Source organism: Bacteroidales bacterium (genome assembly GCA_023228145.1).
In the GTDB taxonomy this organism is placed as follows: domain Bacteria; phylum Bacteroidota; class Bacteroidia; order Bacteroidales; family CAIWKO01; genus CAIWKO01.
Map to the genome: position 1 here is coordinate 1 of JALOBU010000039.1, position 19,271 is coordinate 19,271.

The window sequence follows — 19,271 nt, forward strand, 5'->3', positions numbered from 1 at the left end:
TCCGGTAATTTGTTTCCCGGAAAATCAACACTGTACTTGCCTGCGCTCTGGGTTTGATTTATAAAATCAGTTACCAGTTCACCTAACACATTGTAAACTTTCAGGCTCACTCCTCCGCTTTCAGGCAAAGTGTAACTGATAGTTATCTTATCACTGAATGGATTTGGATATGCAGTAAAATCAAGCTCTGCAACACTTTGAACCCCCTGCACATATATCTTCGGTATCAGCAGATATACTCCCTCAGGTTCACGTCCATACTGGTCGGCTATGACACCTGTGCCCTGCAAATTCAGACCGATTTCTCCTGATTGTTGAGACTTTCTTGGTTTGAAAATTAATGTCAGTATCTCATCATTTTCTATTACATCATAGTGATTAGTTGTGGCATACACAACACGTATCACTCCTTCGCTTTCCGTTACCAGCAAATCCTTGTCATTGGCAATAATTTCATCTAAACTCGGATTCAGCGTTATGGATTCATTGTCTTTACCTGCCTTCGGCATACCGGCCGTTACCAATTCGTACTCATCGTTGGAATATGTCAGTTCCAAACCCAATGCCGAAAACTCATTCACCTTGCCGCTTATTCGTAGCGGCACTTCTATCAGCTCCTTGTTTACCGTCACCATCGCATCCTCTGATGTCATTACAATATTTTCAATCGGCAGACTCTTAGACAAGCCCCATGTATTGGCAGAATCCTTGTATTTACTGCTTGATGCATTATAATCTCCGTAAGCTATCACCGGCAAATTCACACTCAGATTGGCATTCGATACCGTTATCAAACTATCGAGATTTACCCAGTTCCCTTTTGGAAAGTTTTTAGCCGGATTATATGGATCGGCAACCTTTGCTTTCAATCGGGCAATATCAATGGCATTGGTAAAACCATTGTTATCAACATTGGCAGCCCTCTTGTGTATCGTCATAAAGCTTCTTGACGGATCTATCGCAGGAGTGGATGACACATAATACTTAACCAATGCAATATCCACTGCATTCACTTCATTCACCCACATCATGGTATCCACGGTGTATTTATCATAAGACAATATATAATTACCATTCGATACATTGTTGAACGAATATGTTCCCCATATATCTGTTGTATCCCGGGCCAACTCTGTACCTGTCTGGTTCTTTAATATCACTATCACTTTATTAATATTATAAATCAGTGGATTAAAGGTCGGAGGTGTAGGCGCCGGATTACCTGCCAATGCCTTATAGGCATACATCGTCTTGCCGCTAACCATATAACCACTACCGGCAACTGTCACAACAACATCATCCGTGCGTACGCAACCATCGTTGTTAACAGACAGGGTGTAAACAGTTGTATAAGTCGGTGTGGCATACGGTTGTTGAGATGATGGATTGTCAAGGCCTGCCTGTGGGGTCCATGTTATGGTGCCCGGGCCGTTTAATGGGGAACCCAGAAGTACTGGAGTTCCCGAATAGGTCGCATCGTTGCCGGCATTGGCTTCCGGCACAGGAGATATTACCATGGTGATGACATTGGAATTGGCAGGATTATTCACAACACATGCTTCATTGGAATTCAGCACACAGCTTACAGTGTTCCCGTCACCCAGATTATTAGCGGAATAAGTACTGTTGGTAGCGCCAGTCTGCAATGTGCCGTTGACATACCACTGATACGCCGGTGTAGTGCCTCCGTCTTCTATACTCGTATAAAACGTAACAAGAGAATTGGTACAGGCAGGATTGCTTGGTGTACTGATAGTTATTTCTGCTGTTAAACTCGGCTTCACAATCATATTTATGGTATTGGATGACACCGGGCTTCCCGTAACACAAGGTTTATTAGATGTCAGCTTGCAACTTATCATATTGCCCATGGCAAGTGTCGAACTCGAAAAAGTAGAACTATTGCTCCCTACAGGGTTGCCGTCAATAAACCATTCGTACAAAGGAGAAGTACCGCCGTTAGTGCCGTTTGCCGTAAATGTTACCAGCGTCCCTTCGCAAATCAACGTGCCAGGACTTACCGAAATGTTGACACTTGCTGATGTCGTTTCATAAACATAGACACTTTGCTGAGCTGATACAGGATTACCACAAGCGCCTGTGATGGTGTAAATGATATCACAACTCCCTCCAGCTATCGGTGTTACGACTCCAAAAGCATCGACTGTTGCAATCGTTATGTTGTTGCTAGACCAGCTACCTGTGCCACCTCCTAAAATAACAGAATTTGCAGTAAATGTTTCTGGTGAACCGATACACAATGGCGTTGGACCTGTTACTGAACCTATGCTCGCACCCTGATTAACAACAACAGTATGTGTCACCATAATGGTTGGACCTTCACAACCATTGGCTGTTACTTGTATTACAACTGTACCATAAAAGCCATCTGCCCAGGTCATAACCCCTGAAGAATTAATACTTCCAGCATCAGGGTTGCTTATCGTCCAGTTAAATCCAGTATTATTTGTTGCCGTTGTTGAATAGGTTGTCGTGGTCGTTCCGTTTGTCAGCTGGCACGTTGGCTCGGTACCTGCCGAAATAGTTATCGGCGTGGGTGTCCAAACGGCAGATAATACAACTATGGTGAAGGTTGGTGTAGTTACTGATCCGCAACTTGTGGATGTTACTACACAGTAAAGATCAGTATTGACAGTTATCGGACCCGGATTATAAGTACTGGAAGTAACCCCAATAGAAGCTCCATTCCGATACCACAAATAAGTATAGGTTCCTGAACCACCTCCTCCGGAAGCAACCACTGTTAAAGCCCCGGGGCTGGTTTTTATACATATAGAATCATTGCCTGTTATATATGCCGATAATGCTGGAATAACATTAATATCCATGGTTGTTGATGAAGCACACTGTCCTCCGTTTGGAGTAAAAGTATATGGAGTAATTCCTGTCAGAGTTGTACTAATTGTTGCAGGGTTCCATGTACCTGTTACTCCATTAGAAGAATTTGCGGGTAATGTAGCAGGAGTTTCACCTTCACAATAAGGGCCGAGTTGAGTAAATGCGGGTGCTATATTGCCTGGATTTACGGTTATACTCATTGTTGTAATTATAGCACACTGGTTAGGGCCTGCTGTAAAAGTATAAATAGCAGTACCCTGATTTTCAGTTGAAATTGAATCCGGGCTCCATGTTCCGGTGATGCCATTGGTAGAGGAGGCAGGAAGTATATCTGCAATTTCTCCAACACAATAAGGTCCCATTTGTGTAAAAGTGGGTGTTGAATTGGCTAAAACAGTAAGTGTGTAAGTTGCTGTAGCGGGAGCACATGGAGGATTATATACAGTCAGCGTTAATGTAACAGTATGGCCTGCATCCGCTGGTGAAGCTGTATAAGTAGGAGAAAGCTGATTAGCATTTGTTAACGAGCCTGCTCCATTGTGAGTCCATGAAACAGATGAATAGTTTGTTGCTGTTGAGCCACTAATCCATGCAGTGCCATTCTCACAGATGGTTTGGCTGCCTCCTGAAGTTGCTGTTGGTTGACCTTTTATAATAATTGTATAAGTTGCTGTAGCTGGTGAACAAGGTGGATTGGATGCAGTCATGGTCAATGTAACCGTGTTACCTGCATCACCGGGTGCCGCCGTGTACGTGGGAGTCAGAGTGTTGCCTCCTGCTGTTATTGATCCGGCTCCATTTTCCGTCCATGAAATAGAGGAATAGTTTGTAGCGCTTGCTCCGCTTACTGTAGCAGTTCCATTTTGGCAAATTGTCTGACTCCCCCCTGCTGTCGCCGTAGGTGTAGCTTTTACGTAAATTGTATATGTTGCACTAGCTGGTGTGCAAGGCGGATTGGATGCTGTTAAGGTTAATGTTACGGTATTGCCTGCGTCTCCGGCCGCTGCTGTATATGTTGGTGTAAGTGTATTACCACCTGATGTAATAGAACCAGCGCCGTTTTCTGTCCATGAAATAGAAGAATAATTAGTCGCACTAGCCCCGCTAACTGTAGCTGTTCCGTTTTGGCAAATTGTCTGGCTGCCTCCTGCTGTCGCAGTAGTAGCAGCATTTACGGTAATAGTAAGGGTTGCACATCCCGACGAACATGCAGAATTTACCGACATCACATAGTATGTTGTAGTTGTTGTAAGAATGGGGGTAGTATATGAATTTCCGGTAGTCACCAGTGTGCCACCGCAGGAACCGGTATACCAGTATATTGTTGACCCTGGCACCGAAGCAGACAGTGTAGAAGAACCGTTTGTTCCGCATATTGCAGAAGGAGAAGCTGTTGGGGTAGGGACAGTTGATTCAAGTATTGTCACTGTAACACTTCCCTGTGTGCCCCATCCGCAACCGTTGTATGGCCTGAAATAATATGTGCCGGATGATGTAACAGTATAGGTATTGGTTGGAGTGGAGGTGGAAGTGCCATTGCTTGTAGTTCCCTGCCAATATATAGTTGCATTGGCACCTCCGCTGGCGGTCAGTGTTTTACTGCCGCAATAAGTTCCCGCACCGCTAACAGTAACTGCTCCGGGTGCCGGATCCACAGTAACAGTAACACTGGTACAACCTGAAGTACATCCTGTAGCAACATCCCAGGACATAGTGTAATAGGTGGTAGTAGATGAGGGTGAAACAGTTATTGTGTTGCTGCCTGATGAAATAAAAGTTCCTCCACAGGATCCTGAATACCAGTATATTGTCGAACCGGAGGGCACAGACGCAGACAAAGTTGTTGAATTTCCCTGGCAGATCGAAGAAGGAGAAGCTACAGGAGAAGATGGACTGGATGGTGGGGTAAGTTGCCCTGTTTCAGTTACAACCCATGTTGTTACAGTACCTCCATCACAACATTGCCATGGTGGGCAGGAGCACTCATCGTAATCATCACAATAATGAACACAACACGGATCAGAAACATAGCCCGAAGGACAAGCTGATGCCCCTGGAACGTTATTACAACACCATGCAAATGCGTCACCGCTGCAATCAGTTGCCACCGGACCCGTCGCTTCATAAAGCGTTTCGACCCAATAACAGCATCCCGATCCATAATGAGTATGAACCTGACTTGACACGATATAACCGGCAGGAGGCGATGAAACAGGTGGACATGCTATTTTAGCATTTCCTTTTAGTATATTGCTTTCAGGTGAATTCTCAGCAGTTTTTGAAATCGTCTTATCAGTTTTTTGTTCTGAAGCATGTGTGAAAATTATTTGGGAGGTATAAATATGTCCGGAATAACTTATCATCTTCACCCGATACCATTTTGGGTCAACACTTAAATTTCTGCTTCGAAAGACATCATTAAAAATATATCTGGTAATGCCATGCTCTGAAGACATCAAAATATTGTTATGATAGTTTATTTCCCTGGGATAATCCAGAAAGTGGATGTCCAGTAGATCAGAAATTATTGCTTCTGAACGTTTTATAAAACAAATTCCATCGTCGCTGGACTCAAGAATAACTTTTTTAATATTTCCTTCTTCATAATTCTCCCAGACAATATGAACTATAGAATCACGTAAAATACCTAAAGTGAAAAATACAGATACATCGCCTGATGATAGCTCCGCATGTGGTTTCTGAACATGAGTTTCAATGGAACTCTGTGCAAAACTGAATGCCTGGATTACTAACAAACCGACAAGAATAGCGAGAAATTTTTTGAAATTTTTCATGATGATAAATTATTACAACTTATTTTTTAAAAGTATGATATTATTAAATCTAAAACAAAATGTTTTTTTAGCAAAACTACAAATTTATTTTTGTAAAAAAAATTATTTTAATACTTTTTATTACTAATGAAATATTAATACCAACCAGGAATATTATTCAAAGATATTTTGGATATATTTGTAAATTATTAATTTTGAATAAACCCGATAAGTTTTTTAAAAATGATTCAAAAAAAATTTTGATATATAAATTATTCTGTGAAAAAGTTACCTGATAAAAAAAATCAGCATAAAAACTTACAGCCTAATTTTCCAGAAGCTCTAAAAAACAAATATGCTGAATTTGTTGGCGTGGCCATCATTTTATTACTTGGAGTAATAATTTATAGTAATTCCTTTAATTGTTCCTTTCATTTTGATGATTTGGTCAATATAGTGAATAATAAAGCTATACAGAACTTATCGGACGTAAAAACATGGTGGAATTATAGTCCCAACCGCCCTGTAAGTATGTTCACATTTGCACTCAATTATCATTTCAGCCAGCTTGAGGTACATTCATACCATTATGTCAATTTATTTATTCATCTTATAAATGCCTGTCTGGTCTGGTTGCTGACGTTGCTGATATTTTCTTCACCTGTAATGAAAGATCAACCCATCAGCAAGCATAGAAAATCAATTGCTTTTTTCACATCTTTGTTGTTCGTTTCGCATCCTCTGGCCACTCAATCTGTTACATACATTATTCAACGAATGACTTCGTTGGCTGCCATGTTTTATCTTTTGTCATTGGTGCTTTATATGAAAGCCCGAATGGAATCTAATGTAAAAAAAACAAGATATTTTTATTTCGCAGGATCATTAATTTCTGCTATTCTTGCTGTATTAACGAAAGAAAATGCATACACACTTCCACTGGCAATCCTCCTCCTTGAAGTATTTTTTCTTCAAACACGAAAATTATCATCAATCTGTAAAGACCGCAGGGTAATCCTGACACTGATAGGTTTTATTATTTTTTTTACCGTAGTTCTTATAAAATTTTCATTTAGTGTTTTTCAACCGGTACCTTCAGGTAATGGCAATAACGAAACAATAACTTCATCTGACTATCTGCTGACTCAGTTCAGTGTTATCGTCAAGTATGTTCAACTTATAATTTTACCGATCAATCAGAATCTCGATTACAATTATCCTGTTTCGCATCATTTTTTCGAAATAAAAACTCTTTTGAATTTCCTGATTCTGTTATCAATGCTCACCTTAGCAATATTGATTTTTAAACGCAATAGAATTATTTCCTTTGGAATATTTTGGTTCTTTTTGACTTTATCTGTCGAATCAAGTATAATTCCTATTAATGATGTGATCTATGAACACAGGACATATATTCCTTTGCTTGGTTTCTTTTTGATACTTAGTTCGGGTTTATTCATGTTATTTGGAAGAAAAAACAAATATTTTGCTGTTTCCATATTGCTCATCATTATTGGAATAAATTCATTTTTGGCCTACAGCAGAAACAAAGTATGGAAAGATGATATAACTCTATGGACTGATGTAATTTCAAAGTCTCCAAAAAAAGCCAGGCCGTTTTTTGGCCGTGCTAATGCATTTGCCGATCAGGGACAATATGATAAGGCTATCGCTGATTATAACAAAGCAATCAGATTTGATTCAATGAATGCAATAGCTTATGTTAACCGTGGGTTGGCATATTGGAAAACAGGACTTACGCATAAAGCCTTTGAAGATTATTCCAAAGCGATTGAAATTAAACCGGAGTATTTCGAAATAGCGTATTATAACCGTGGCATTGCTTACGGCACTTTTGGTCAGTGGGAGAAGGCGATAGATGATTATTCTGTTGCAATTAAAATTAATCCTGCTTACGACATGGCATATTCTAACCGAGGTGTTGCTTTTGCAAATCTTGGGCAATGGGAAAAGGCTGTTACCGATTACACCATAGCAATAGACATAAACCCGGATTATATCACGGCCTATTTTAATCGTGGTGTAGCTTATCAAAATTCCGGGCAATGGGCAAAAGCGATAAACGATTATTCAAAAGTAATAGAATTCGATCCGAATTATGAGCCCGCTTATTATAATCGTGGTTTGGCATATGAGAATTTAGAACAATGGGCTGAAGCTTTAAATGATTTTTCAAGGTGCCTTGAATTAAACCCGAATAATGAAAATGCTCTTTATATGAGGGATTTGGTTTATAAAAAATCAATAATCAGCGTAAAATAATATTTCATGAAAACGATAATTATCATTCCAAAATATGATTTCGTAATTAAAAAATTATTTAAGAATTAAATTATCTTTGTCTGTTATTAAAAGAATAAAAATGATACTTTATGCTTGAAAATAATAGCTTGACAGTCATCATCCCCGCTTTCAATGAGGCCGAAAATCTGAAAATCATACTGCCGCCATTAATAAAACTTTGTGAAGAAAATAACTGGAAAATTATTCTTGTGGATGATGGCTCAACAGATAAAACCAAAGAAGTTTTAAGTACATACAATAACCATGATTTGTTAAAACTTATTCACCATAAACTTAATAAGGGCTACGGGGCAGCTATAAAAAGCGGTATCCTTGCCTGCGAAACAGAATATATTATTACTATTGATGCAGATGGACAGCATAATATCAATGATATTACAAACCTCTTCACATGCCTTATACAACATGATACCGACATGGTGGTTGGTTCCAGAAAAGGCCTTAGATCTGCATCTTTTTCACGAAGAATTGGTAAAAGCTTGATTCGGACAATTGCAAAAATACTTATGAATGTCCCTGTTCATGACTTAAATTCCGGAATGAAAACATATCGTTCCGATCTTGCACGCAAATATATTAATCTCGCACCGGATACCATGTCTTTCAGTGATATTATTACGCTTATATTTATCAGCAACCGCCATCTTGTAATGGAAGAACCAATTACCGTTACAAAAAGACTAAAAGGGAAAAGTACAATAAGAATTGATACTGCATTCCATACAATAATGGAAGTTATAAATATTGTCATTCTCTTTAATCCTATGAAAATATTTTTACCCTTATCTCTGATTTGTTTACTGGCTGGATTTGGTGTGGGATTGCCCTTATTACTCAATGGGCAGGGAATTTCAACGGGCAGTTTATTAGGAATATTTGCCGGAATTATTTTTTTCTTGCTTGGGCTGATAGCGGAGCAACTTTCTCTTATTCGCAGAAATCAAAGCAAATAAATGATTCGTTTTCTCAGAAAAATTGATAAATACGCAGGGTTTATAATTATCCTGTTTTTATCGTTATTTATTTTTTCTAAAAAGCCGAAAACACATTACAAAAAAATTCTTTTAATAAAATTATGGGCAATAGGCGATTCAGTAATTACTCTGTCATTGATAAAAGGAATTAGAGAAACCTTTAGTAATTCTCTGATAGATGTATTTACCGGGCCAAGAGTAAAAGATGTATATGAATGTTATCCTGTTGATCGCATTTATCATTTGAATTCTGTTTCAGACCTTTTCAAATTATTGTGGATGTTCAGGTATTATGATGTTATTTTTGATTGTGAACCCTATTTTAATATCAGTGCGATACTGGCTTTTTTCTATGGTAAGGAAAGGATCGGATTTGCAGACCAGTTTCGTTCCCGGTTATATACAATGACGGCCCCTTTCAGAAAAGACCAGCACATGGTTCAAAACTATCTTGATATGCTGAGACCATTTGGGAAGAAATTTGATGTTGTTGCTCTGGAAAAACTAACGGTGGGTAATAATGAAAAAGATAGAGTTGATGGCTTTATCCAACAAAATCTCCATTGCAAAAGAATAGTTGGTATTACCCCGGGTGTGGCAGAATCTTCAAAAAACAGAATGTGGTTTGAAGATAGGTTCGCTGAACTTGCAGACAGAATTATCAGTTCACTGTATTGTGACGTTCTTTTTATTGACAGCCCGGAAAATAAAGAAATTGTAAATAATGTGATCTCACGAATGACGCAACAACCGTTGAATACTGTTGGGATTTTTACCATGAAAGAGACTTTTTATCTGATTTCAAAATGTGATGTTTATGTCAGTAATGATACCGGGCCGATGCATATTGCTGCAGCCCAGGGGTGCAGAACTATCGGGCTTTTCGGGCCTAATACTCCGGTGCTTTGGGCTCCTTATGGTGAAGGTAATATCTCTATTTATAAAACAAAACTTCAGCCAGCCATACAAAATGATAAAGGAATTTTTCTTAAAGGAAACCGAAAAGAATATATGGGTCCGATAACAGTCGATGATGTCTTTGACGCAGTAAAGACTTGTTTGTCATGAAAACAAAAAGAAAAATAGTAATAAATGGCCGGTTTCTGTCGCAAAGCATTTCAGGTGTACAGCGGTTTGCTTATGAAATGACAAAATCGCTCATAAGTATGGGCGTTGATATTACGATCTTGACTCCAAGAAATATTAACGCAGGATACAGCCTTGATGGTAAAATTATCAGATGGGGAGTAAATAAAGGGCATTTATGGGAGCAGTTTGATTTGTTTTTGTACCTTAAAACTCATGGAAATCCTCTAATGATTAATTTTAGCGGGCTTGGACCAATTCATTATAAAAACCAGATATGCACCATTCATGACCTTTCTTATTTAATAAATCCTGCATGGTTTTCCAGAAATTATTATCGGTTTTATCGCTATTGTACACCGGTTTTGGCAAAAAATTGCAAAAAAATAATTACGGTCAGCAATTATTCAAAGAATGAGATTACACGTTTATTAAAAGTTAACCCTGATAAAGTGTGCGTAATTTATAATGCTGTTGATTTTTCGAATATAAAACCTTCCGGCCCTGAAAAACTTACAACACAACCCTATATTTTGTCCGTGGGTTCAATTGACCCACGCAAAAATCTGGTAAAACTTTTTGAAGCTTTTAATAAATCACAAATTAAAGACAAGTATAGATTGGTATTGGTAGGGGAAAAAGCAAACATTTTTAGTACAATTGATTCTGATGATATCAACAAAAATTGGTTAGGTTATGTTTCGGATGAAGAGTTGGTATATTTATATAAAAATGCTTCATTATTCGTGTATCTTTCCCTGTATGAAGGTTTTGGCATTCCTCCTCTGGAAGCCATGAGCTTGGGTTGTCCTGTTATTCTTTCAGATATCCCTGTGTTTCATGAAATTTTTGGTGATTCAGCATATTATGTCTCACCTGAAAATACTGAAGAAATAACTAACACCATGCATAAAATTATTAGTGATAATAATGCCCGGGAAGAAATCATTAAAAAGAGTTTTGAAACCAGTTCTCATTATTCGTGGAAAAAATCAGCTTCTTTATTAATAAAACTTATAGAAGAGTTATAGAGTTAACATATCATGGCCAGAACTGCTGTATGCATCGTAAATTATAATAATGGAGGAACAACCATTCAATGCCTGAACAACATACTAGTGCAGTCATATCGGGATTATAATATTGTTATCGTTGATAATGCATCCACTGACAATTCAATTACCGAAATTGAATCTTATTGTTATTCGAAGAGCTTATCTGTATCAGTTAAAAACGGTAATGATTGTTTACAAACATTTCCGGATGATATTCCGACGATAATTATTATTAAGTCAGAAAAAAATGGTGGCTATGCATTTGGCGTTAACATAGGTATAAGATTTGTTCATGGACATGTGGGGTATGAGAATATTTTGGTTCTCAATAATGATGTTTATTTAACTGCAGGTTTTATTGAGGAAATAACAAACAGGTTTAATCACTATCAAAAAAAATATCATACAACTTCAATAGCTTTGGGTGCCTGTGAAATATCCCCGTCAGGAAAATTCAGGCACAAAGGCTTCCATTATTTGAATCTTCTTTCTGGCCTTGTTTTTTCTTTTCCAATATTTCCGTCCTTAAAGTACATTGTAGGCTCGGCAATTTTCATAGATTCTAAAGCCCCATTGATGGATGAATCTTTTTTCCTTTATTATGAAGATATTCATTACCAAAAGATTTTGAAGCATAATAAATACAGGATTTATAACTGCCCAAATGCAAATTATATTCATGAGCTTGGAGGAAGCACAAAGAAAGACCCTGAGATGTACAAGATTATTTATACAAGCCTGAAACATTTCTATAAACTTAACTACCCTTATTTATTGCCGGTCGTCTTATTATTTCGTTTCATTATGAATATTGTACTTTGCAGATGGAAAATTGCAAAATATATTCTTATGCCTAAATGAGTGATCATCGGCAATTTGTAAATATTTTGTTACAATTATGCTTTTTTTATTCTTTTTCTTTTGTTATCAGATTTTCAATAATCTTAATAATTTTTGGACCTGTGATATTTATATCTGATTCCTCATGTACGCGTTTCTTTCCTGTTTTCCCAAGTTTTTCTTTTAATTCAGGGTTGTTTATCAATTCAACTATTTTCTCTGCTGCTGTCTTTATATCAAGGTAAGGCACGATAAAACCGGCATCATCTTTTACAAAATCAGTCATGCCTCCTACTCCTTCGAAGCAGATGACTGGTTTGCACTGTGAAGCTGCTTCGATACAAACAAGGCCAAAAGATTCTTCGCGGGATGTCAGCAGGAAAACATCGGCGGCCTGAAAGTAATCAATCGGATTATTCACCTGACCAATGAAATTTACCTTATCTGCAAGGTCCATTTTACTGATATCATAAGCCAGTCCTTTATAGTACGGAGGATACAATTCACCCAGCCAGATAAATTGGAAGCTGCGGGAGGTCAGGGCGGCGACTTCCCTTGCAATCATGATAAATATCTCCGGAGCCTTGGGCCAGGCGATCAGTCCAGCGCCCATGACGATAAAGGTATCATCCCCGGTCTTCAGCTCTTCCCGTATATTCTTCTTAGACAGTATTGGCTGTGCAAGGCTGACGGGCCCGGGCACAACGTCAACGATATTGGCATCAACGGAATAGTTCACGGCAAGATTTTCTGCTGCAGCACGGGAGGGTACCAAAAAACGGCGTATATTCCGGCATGAACTTATAAAGATCTCCTTTGGCATGATCGAGCTGAGGGCATATTCCATCTCATGTACATGACACAGGACGGCGGTCTTTCTTATGCCCCATATATAAGGCAACGCAGTTAAAGAAGCCGCGCTATTGAGATATATGACATCCGGTGAGCCAAACAATGTAATGAACCTCAGCTTGAGACCGTTTATCCACTGCCGTATATGCGGGAACAGATCGTCAAGCCCCAGCATCATCATCTCAAATTTTCCTTTACGCTTCCTTTCCAGTACCCTCGTTTTGCCGCAGTGCCTGAATTCCCCGGACAGTTCGCCTCCCTTAAGGATGATGATCCTGATCTTATGCTGACGTGTGTTCTTCAGCCATCTCAGGAAGGTCAGTAGGGCAATGGGAGCCCCGGTATGCGATGCCTGGTGAGAAATAAATAAAATTTTCATTTCTTAAGGGATAACTTTGAAAAAAAATTTTTAAAAATATAAATAAAATAAAAATAATACCCATAACCTTTTTCAAGATTATTTATTTTTTTCTTAAGTGAAAGCACTAGTTCTGTATTTGTTGTTAAATCATTGAAAACACTCTGTTCGCTGTTCTTCGGCAAAGGGTTACTTTGATAGGATTTATACAATTCATTTATTAAGTCTAATAAATTTTCTTTAACTTTTTGCTTTAATTGCTTATCTGTCGTTTTGGACATCAGGCAAAGATAGTTCTCAATAAGGTTATACTGTAAAAATCTGTCGCCTTTATTAAGTGCCTGACAGGTGGCGGAATTTTCGTGGATGCGATAATGAATTACAGGTTTCGCATAATAATAAAAATAACCTTTTTGTGCCAGCAAATTCCATAAAACCCAGTCTTCACCTAAAGGCATACTCTGCCTGTAATCAAAATCAATTCCTTCCAGGATTTTTTTTCTAACACAAACTGTTGAGTTGCATATTCTATTGTTTATTAAATAATAGGGTTCTTCAGCAAGAAAGTATTTTCGGTCTGATAACCCAATTACAAATCCATCCTCAAGGTTTTTCATTCCTTCAGGAAGATTGACAACCTGCATTTCTCCATGAATCAGAACTGCATCCGGATTTTTAGTGAAGATATTAATGTATTGTTTAATTACTCCGGGAAGAAGCACATCGTCAGCATCGAGGAAATATATGAACTCTCCTTTTGAATTATTAATTCCAAGTTTTCGCGAAGCGCTTGCTCCTTTATTAATACCTTTTTTATGTTGTAGAACTTTTACATGAGGTGATTTAATTTCTAATGATTGGCAAATTCTATTTGAAGTATCCGTCGAACCATCCTCCACAAGAATCACCTCTATGGGCTCATAACCGCAGTTTAAAGCCGATTCGACAGTTTCTTCCAAAAAACTCTCAGCATTATAAACAGGGATTACAAAAGTTACCAATGGATTCATAAGGTTTCTCCTTTTATTGGAAAAGTATTTTTTATCTTACTAATCCATGGCAGAATTTTATAGTAAGATTTAACATACATTTTTCTGTGCTTTATTATCTCATAGAGCTGATTGTATAAGTAAGTTTGCATTACTTTGTTATGTTTCTTAAGTGAATGAAAGGTTAATTTAATAATTAAAATTAAAATCATCCTGATAAATAAAAAATAAAACCATTGTATGGCTTTCGGGCTGTTCTTATATGCAATGTCATAAATAACAAATAGTGCGCTTCCACTGTTTTTCACATGTTTTTTATGGTTTTCCCATTTTAACCTGCCTCCGCTCAGGTCATGGTAAAACCATAAACGCTCATCGAAGTATAGCTTGCATCCTGTATAGGCTACAGCATGTGCAAGTTCCACGTCTTCACCAAACATTGTTCCCGGTCCTGTATTATTGATAAAATGGAAACCATTATCTCTTAGAAATACCCATAATGTTTTTCTGATGACTGAACCTGCACCCCAAATGGAAACGTCACCTTGTTTCAGGAATCCGCTTTTTTCATGGTGTTTGCCACAAGCATAATTATGCTGCCACTTATCAAACCATTCCGGTTTCTTTTCTTCGCCAAAATCAGCTATTCCGTAACCCCCTAACAAGCCGATATCCGGGTTGGTTTTGTAAATATCCATCACAGTTTTAAGATATTCAGGTTGAAGATGGTTGTCATCATCACAAACTAACATTAACTCATATTTTGCCTCATCATAACCTCTTACTAATGCATTTGATTTGCCCAATGCCGGTTCGTAAATAATTCTGAACTCAATATTTTTTTTCAGTTTTTTTCTAAATTCATCTGCAACTTTAAAGGTATCATCTGTCGAATCGTTGTCGACCAAAAGAATTTCCCACGGAAGATCGGACGGGACGTTCTGATGCTCCAGTGCATCAAGGGTGGGGACAAGGCGTTTCACTCTATTATGAGTACAAATTATTACCGAAATACCGAATGGATTTTTTTTGAGAGACAATTTTTTATTTTTTAAATATTGTGCTGTTTATCGAAATAAGACTTTGAATATCTTACTAATTTATCTTTATCAATTGAGTAAAAAATCATATCAATATAACTGAAAAACAAAATGATAACAAAAGGCAAAGCCGTTACAAAAATTCTGTGAGGATCACGTTCGGCCCCAATAATAGAAATGGCAAGTTGTGCTGTTATGAAAGACCATAACAAGATTTTAAACCAAGGCATTTGTTTTGATTTAACCAATAAAATAATTATGAAACTGCAATCAAAAAGTAACAACAAATAAATATATATAAAAGGGAATGATAAAAGCTCAAAAACAATAAAAGCAAATCCTTTTGATAATCCACCCTTAGTGTTGGCATAAAATGAAGCAGCAGGAAGCCTTCTGTAGCTTGCAATTTTTTTTATCAATTCTTTTAAATAAATAACAGGGTGTTGTATAATACAATTCAGGATAAATTTTTCAATTCTGGATTGAGAGTAATTTTCCATTACAAACATCCTTGCATCTCTCGCTTTTTCAGATTGTTGAAGATCTTTTATTGTTTGTGAGACCTTAGCATCATGAGCATCTCTATTATTGAAGCTACACAATAATGCATCTGTCATTACAGGATCATTTTTATTCATAAAACTGTTTATTTTTTCTGATATTTCAGGGTCTTTTTTATCCACATATACATTGCTATATATAATTATATGTAATTGGTTAAAATTTGAGACTATTGAAATGCCTCTAAAACCATTATTATAATAATTCAATTGGGAGTAACCAAACAGTAATAATGCGCAAACAAATGATGCAGCTATCCCTGAAAGAGCTATTTTAAAATCAACCTTATTAAATATGATTCTCAAAATCCAAAACAAAAATAACAAGTAAAATAAAATGATAAAAGAAGGACGCAGCATAATAAGAAAAAATACGTATACTGTATAAAGTACAGCTTTTAATATTGTAGGTTTTCTTAAATAAGTAACCATAAAATAAAGAAATAATACAGTAGCTGAAATTGAAATTGATTCTGTCATTATGCATTTATCAAAATTTATGATAGCTGGCATTATTCCATATGTCAATGAGGTCAGAAAAATTATCGTTCTCTTTTTAAAAACAGCATTTAGTGTCTTATAAAATAGAATGATAGATAAGAAAGAGATTAACGATTGGGATATAATAATATTCTGAATAAAATTTTCCGCATTAAAAAATTTAATAAGTTTAATAAAATAAGGGTATCCTGGTGTTCTAAAGCTTTCTACTTGTCCAAGTAAAATGTTTGCATTATAATTCAAATATGATGTAGAGTCCGTTGAAGAACTACTATTCAAAAGACAAGAATAAAATATTAATCTAAAAATTCCACAAATAATTAAAAGCCAGAATAATTCGCTCGTAATTATTTTAACCAAGATATTTTGCCATTTTCCTTTTTGAGCATATGAAATCAATCGTACATTTATATTAGTTGATCTTTTTTTCATGTTAATATCGTTTATTTCAATGATAATAAAGATGTTGTTTTTTTTAACGATTTTAGAATATAATGTTGGGTGTTTTGTCTTTCTTTAAATTCATGCAAAAAGTAATGTATTCCGACCTGTTACAGGTGCAGATTATGACCGATATGCCTGATGGAGTATTGTTTTTATACAATTGATAAGGTTTTTTTTCTTTCTTAATTAATAATGTTGAATGGTTTATCGTCAGTAGTAAAAACGAAAAAATTGGCACTCCAAAAAAACTGATAAGCAAAGAATATGGCTCCGGAAAAATAAAATAATTTTATTGTATAATTTATGATGAATAACAAAGATTTCAAAAGTGACTGCTTTGTATAAAGAAGTTAAACTGCACCACTTGTAACAATTACCTGCCATACGCTGGAATTTCTTATGTGTTTTCGACAAATATTGCAAATTCTGTATCATCTTTAAGTATATCTGTATATCGTTTTCTTTGGAAATTACTCTCATTAAAAAATTTTTCAGTCAGGCCTTTATTTAGAAAAAGTATCATCTTTGGTTCTCCTATCATGTCAGAAAACATTCTTTCCTTAAACCATGAGTACCAGTCATTTGTTAACATTTTCTCAAAATTAGAGTACGTGCTCCATTTAGTGGAGTCTTCCATTGCATAAGCATATAATTTAATATTTTTCGTAAGTGATAAATATGTATGCAAAGATAGTGACCGTTCGTGAGAATTAGCAGGATGTGCAACTAAAAGTACATTTGAAGGTTCTTGATAATTGGTAATAATTGAAGATAAAAAAACTTTAGTTCTCCTTCCTTCTTCGGTAAATAGAAGACCATTAACGTATGAAACTTCCATCAATTTCAGACAAAGTGTTAAAACGACAGCAATAAATAAAAAGCTTAACCGACGGAAATTCAATCGTGCTTCTTTCATTAATGAAACAGTGAATAATGCAATACCCAATATAGATGGCACCATATATCGCGATCCCATTCCGCTCTTAGCATGCAAAATTAAATTTGGAACTATAATAAGAACACAAAAAGTAAACGGAAAAAATATTTGCCTGAAAAAATTGTTGACTTTCTTTTCTTCTATCATTCGAAAGCATAACATGCTAAACAGTATTGCATCCATGATTAAATACCATAATAAATTTGTTTTCACAATTGATAAGATACCTGATAATAAAGCACCGAAACCTTCATCATATAATCCTGCATAACCTGTTTTATCAGTACCTACAACAATAAAAATAATTAACAGGCTTATTATCATTACAATAAAAGGAATAAGAAGCAAACGATTCTTTAAAACAGCTTCTTTAATGCTTAAACCGTATAAATCTTTTTCATACCAGATTTTAAATATTAAAAAAGCAGGAATAATGATGATAAAACTCTCTTTCGATAATGCAGCACAAATCAAAAAGAAACAAAATAAAGATGTGTTCAATAAATATTTCTTTTTGCAGTTGACCATGAAAAAGAATGCTGCGCCAAGAAAAGCCATTCCGATGGTTTCGCTGGTTCCTAATCGCCACCATATTTCCACTTGGAGTCCAGCGAAGGTCAATGCCAGAAAGCAAAATGATTCTATTATTGAATATTTCATCTTTCTCATTCCCATATAAAACAAAACAAGGGAAATTAAAATCAAAAAAACATTGTACACGGATAATGCTGTGAAATCATTACCAAATATTTGTGTTTTCAGTACACGATGAAAATAGAACAGAGGTAGAAACCGTGAATCAAAACTAGACTTAACCCAATTTAAAGCAACCGTGGTAAAAGAATTTTTTGATAGCTCATTATTGATATTTAGAATCTCATGGTCATCAAAAAAGTGATACCCGGATGTAACAGTCCCTGTAATTCCGAAATATGTGATACATAATATTATAATAAGAATTATAGCCAATATGTCTTTTGTACGTGATTTCATAATATTTTGAAGTCTATTATCAAAAATTCAATTTTTCACACATTCATTTCCACATTCTTTAAAATAATATACATTTAATGCCGGGTAAATTTGTTGCGTAATTCTATTGCAATGTAATGGAAAATGGTTGAATGTATACTTTCGACTAGACCAAAATCATTAACAGGGATATGAATATTTATTTTTGATTGCTTTTTCAGTTTACCACCGTCAAAACCGGTAATACCTATTACAGCCATTTTTTGTTTATGAGCATAATTAACTGCGGCGACAACATTTTTACTGTTACCCGAACAACTTATAGCTATTAAAACATCACCATCATTGGTAAAAGTTCTAAGCTGAGAAGTAAAAATATTCTCAAACCCAAAATCGTTAGCAACTGCAGTAATAAAAGAAACATTATCTGTCAGGCTAATAGTTTTAATTCTTTTTTCTTTTTTTTGATAATAAATACTTACTCTAGAAAGATCCTGTGCCAGATGAGAAGCATTTGATGCTGACCCGCCATTACCGATGATAAAAACAGTTTTATTACTAATACAAGCTTTGTAAATTAGAGCTATTACCTTTTCAATTTCTTCTTTATTTATTTTGTCAAGATTGTTTTTAACTTCACTGATATAGCTATTTATTTCCATGAGTACCTCCTGTAATTAAAAATTATTTTTTGACCGAATTTCT

12 protein-coding genes are annotated in these 19,271 nt (G+C 36.0%); 5 read left to right on the forward strand and 7 right to left on the reverse strand.

Features of this window, described 5'->3' with window-relative positions:
• Positions 1–5,654, reverse strand: a 5,654-nt coding sequence (locus M0R16_12950; GenBank protein ID MCK9613781.1) for a dockerin type I domain-containing protein, incomplete at its 3' end; no start/stop codon positions are given.
• A 258-nt stretch (positions 5,655–5,912) separates the two neighbouring features.
• Between M0R16_12950 and M0R16_12955 the strand changes: the two genes are divergently transcribed.
• The 5 genes from M0R16_12955 (at position 5,913) to M0R16_12975 (ending at position 11,934) form a co-directional block, all read left to right on the forward strand.
• Positions 5,913–7,916 carry a tetratricopeptide repeat protein gene (locus tag M0R16_12955; GenBank protein ID MCK9613782.1) on the forward strand — a complete coding sequence of 668 codons (2,004 nt, stop codon included), beginning with the start codon at positions 5,913–5,915 and terminating at the stop codon, positions 7,914–7,916.
• A 110-nt stretch (positions 7,917–8,026) separates the two neighbouring features.
• On the forward strand, positions 8,027–8,911 hold the full coding sequence (locus tag M0R16_12960) for a glycosyltransferase family 2 protein (protein MCK9613783.1): 885 nt from the start codon (positions 8,027–8,029) through the stop codon (positions 8,909–8,911).
• Positions 8,912–10,000 (forward strand): glycosyltransferase family 9 protein, encoded by a 1,089-nt coding sequence (locus M0R16_12965; protein MCK9613784.1) that lies wholly within the window; start codon positions 8,912–8,914, stop codon positions 9,998–10,000.
• Positions 9,997–11,049, forward strand: coding sequence for a glycosyltransferase family 4 protein (locus M0R16_12970; protein ID MCK9613785.1), 1,053 nt, complete (start codon positions 9,997–9,999; stop codon positions 11,047–11,049). The genes M0R16_12965 and M0R16_12970 overlap by 4 nt, the downstream gene beginning before the upstream one ends.
• A gap of 12 nt (positions 11,050–11,061) precedes the next feature.
• Complete coding sequence (locus M0R16_12975; GenBank protein MCK9613786.1) at positions 11,062–11,934, forward strand: glycosyltransferase; 873 nt, start codon at positions 11,062–11,064, stop codon at positions 11,932–11,934.
• Positions 11,935–11,980: 46 nt separating this feature from the next.
• On the opposite strand, the gene M0R16_12980 is transcribed toward M0R16_12975, so the two are convergent.
• From M0R16_12980 to M0R16_13005, 6 genes are all read right to left on the reverse strand, one after another.
• Positions 11,981–13,144: a glycosyltransferase family 4 protein gene (locus M0R16_12980; GenBank protein MCK9613787.1), complete on the reverse strand. Its 1,164-nt coding sequence runs from the start codon at positions 13,142–13,144 to the stop codon at positions 11,981–11,983.
• The gene (locus tag M0R16_12985; GenBank protein MCK9613788.1) at positions 13,141–14,133 is read right to left on the reverse strand and encodes a glycosyltransferase family 2 protein; all 993 of its coding nucleotides are present in this window, start codon (positions 14,131–14,133) and stop codon (positions 13,141–13,143) included. Before M0R16_12985 ends, M0R16_12980 begins: the two co-directional genes overlap by 4 nt.
• Positions 14,130–15,152 (reverse strand): glycosyltransferase family 2 protein, encoded by a 1,023-nt coding sequence (locus M0R16_12990; protein ID MCK9613789.1) that lies wholly within the window; start codon positions 15,150–15,152, stop codon positions 14,130–14,132. Before M0R16_12990 ends, M0R16_12985 begins: the two co-directional genes overlap by 4 nt.
• A gap of 11 nt (positions 15,153–15,163) precedes the next feature.
• Complete coding sequence (locus M0R16_12995) at positions 15,164–16,645, reverse strand: hypothetical protein (protein ID MCK9613790.1); 1,482 nt, start codon at positions 16,643–16,645, stop codon at positions 15,164–15,166.
• 409 nt (positions 16,646–17,054) lie between these two features.
• Positions 17,055–18,587: a hypothetical protein gene (locus tag M0R16_13000; protein ID MCK9613791.1), complete on the reverse strand. Its 1,533-nt coding sequence runs from the start codon at positions 18,585–18,587 to the stop codon at positions 17,055–17,057.
• A 74-nt stretch (positions 18,588–18,661) separates the two neighbouring features.
• Positions 18,662–19,228 (reverse strand): SIS domain-containing protein, encoded by a 567-nt coding sequence (locus M0R16_13005; protein ID MCK9613792.1) that lies wholly within the window; start codon positions 19,226–19,228, stop codon positions 18,662–18,664.
• Positions 19,229–19,271 lie beyond the last annotated feature (43 nt).

Excerpts from the sequence above, each read along its gene's own strand:
- M0R16_13000 (MCK9613791.1), bottom strand. The coding sequence starts at position 18,587 with ATGAAATCACGTACAAAAGACATATTGGCTATAATTCTTATTATAATA.
- M0R16_12980 (MCK9613787.1), bottom strand. The coding sequence starts at position 13,144 with ATGAAAATTTTATTTATTTCTCACCAGGCATCGCATACCGGGGCTCCC.
- M0R16_12960 (MCK9613783.1), top strand. The coding sequence starts at position 8,027 with ATGCTTGAAAATAATAGCTTGACAGTCATCATCCCCGCTTTCAATGAG.
- M0R16_12970 (MCK9613785.1), top strand. The coding sequence starts at position 9,997 with ATGAAAACAAAAAGAAAAATAGTAATAAATGGCCGGTTTCTGTCGCAA.
- M0R16_13005 (MCK9613792.1), bottom strand. The coding sequence starts at position 19,228 with ATGGAAATAAATAGCTATATCAGTGAAGTTAAAAACAATCTTGACAAA.
- M0R16_12985 (MCK9613788.1), bottom strand. The coding sequence starts at position 14,133 with ATGAATCCATTGGTAACTTTTGTAATCCCTGTTTATAATGCTGAGAGT.
- M0R16_12995 (MCK9613790.1), bottom strand. The coding sequence starts at position 16,645 with ATGAAAAAAAGATCAACTAATATAAATGTACGATTGATTTCATATGCT.
- M0R16_12965 (MCK9613784.1), top strand. The coding sequence starts at position 8,912 with ATGATTCGTTTTCTCAGAAAAATTGATAAATACGCAGGGTTTATAATT.
- M0R16_12975 (MCK9613786.1), top strand. The coding sequence starts at position 11,062 with ATGGCCAGAACTGCTGTATGCATCGTAAATTATAATAATGGAGGAACA.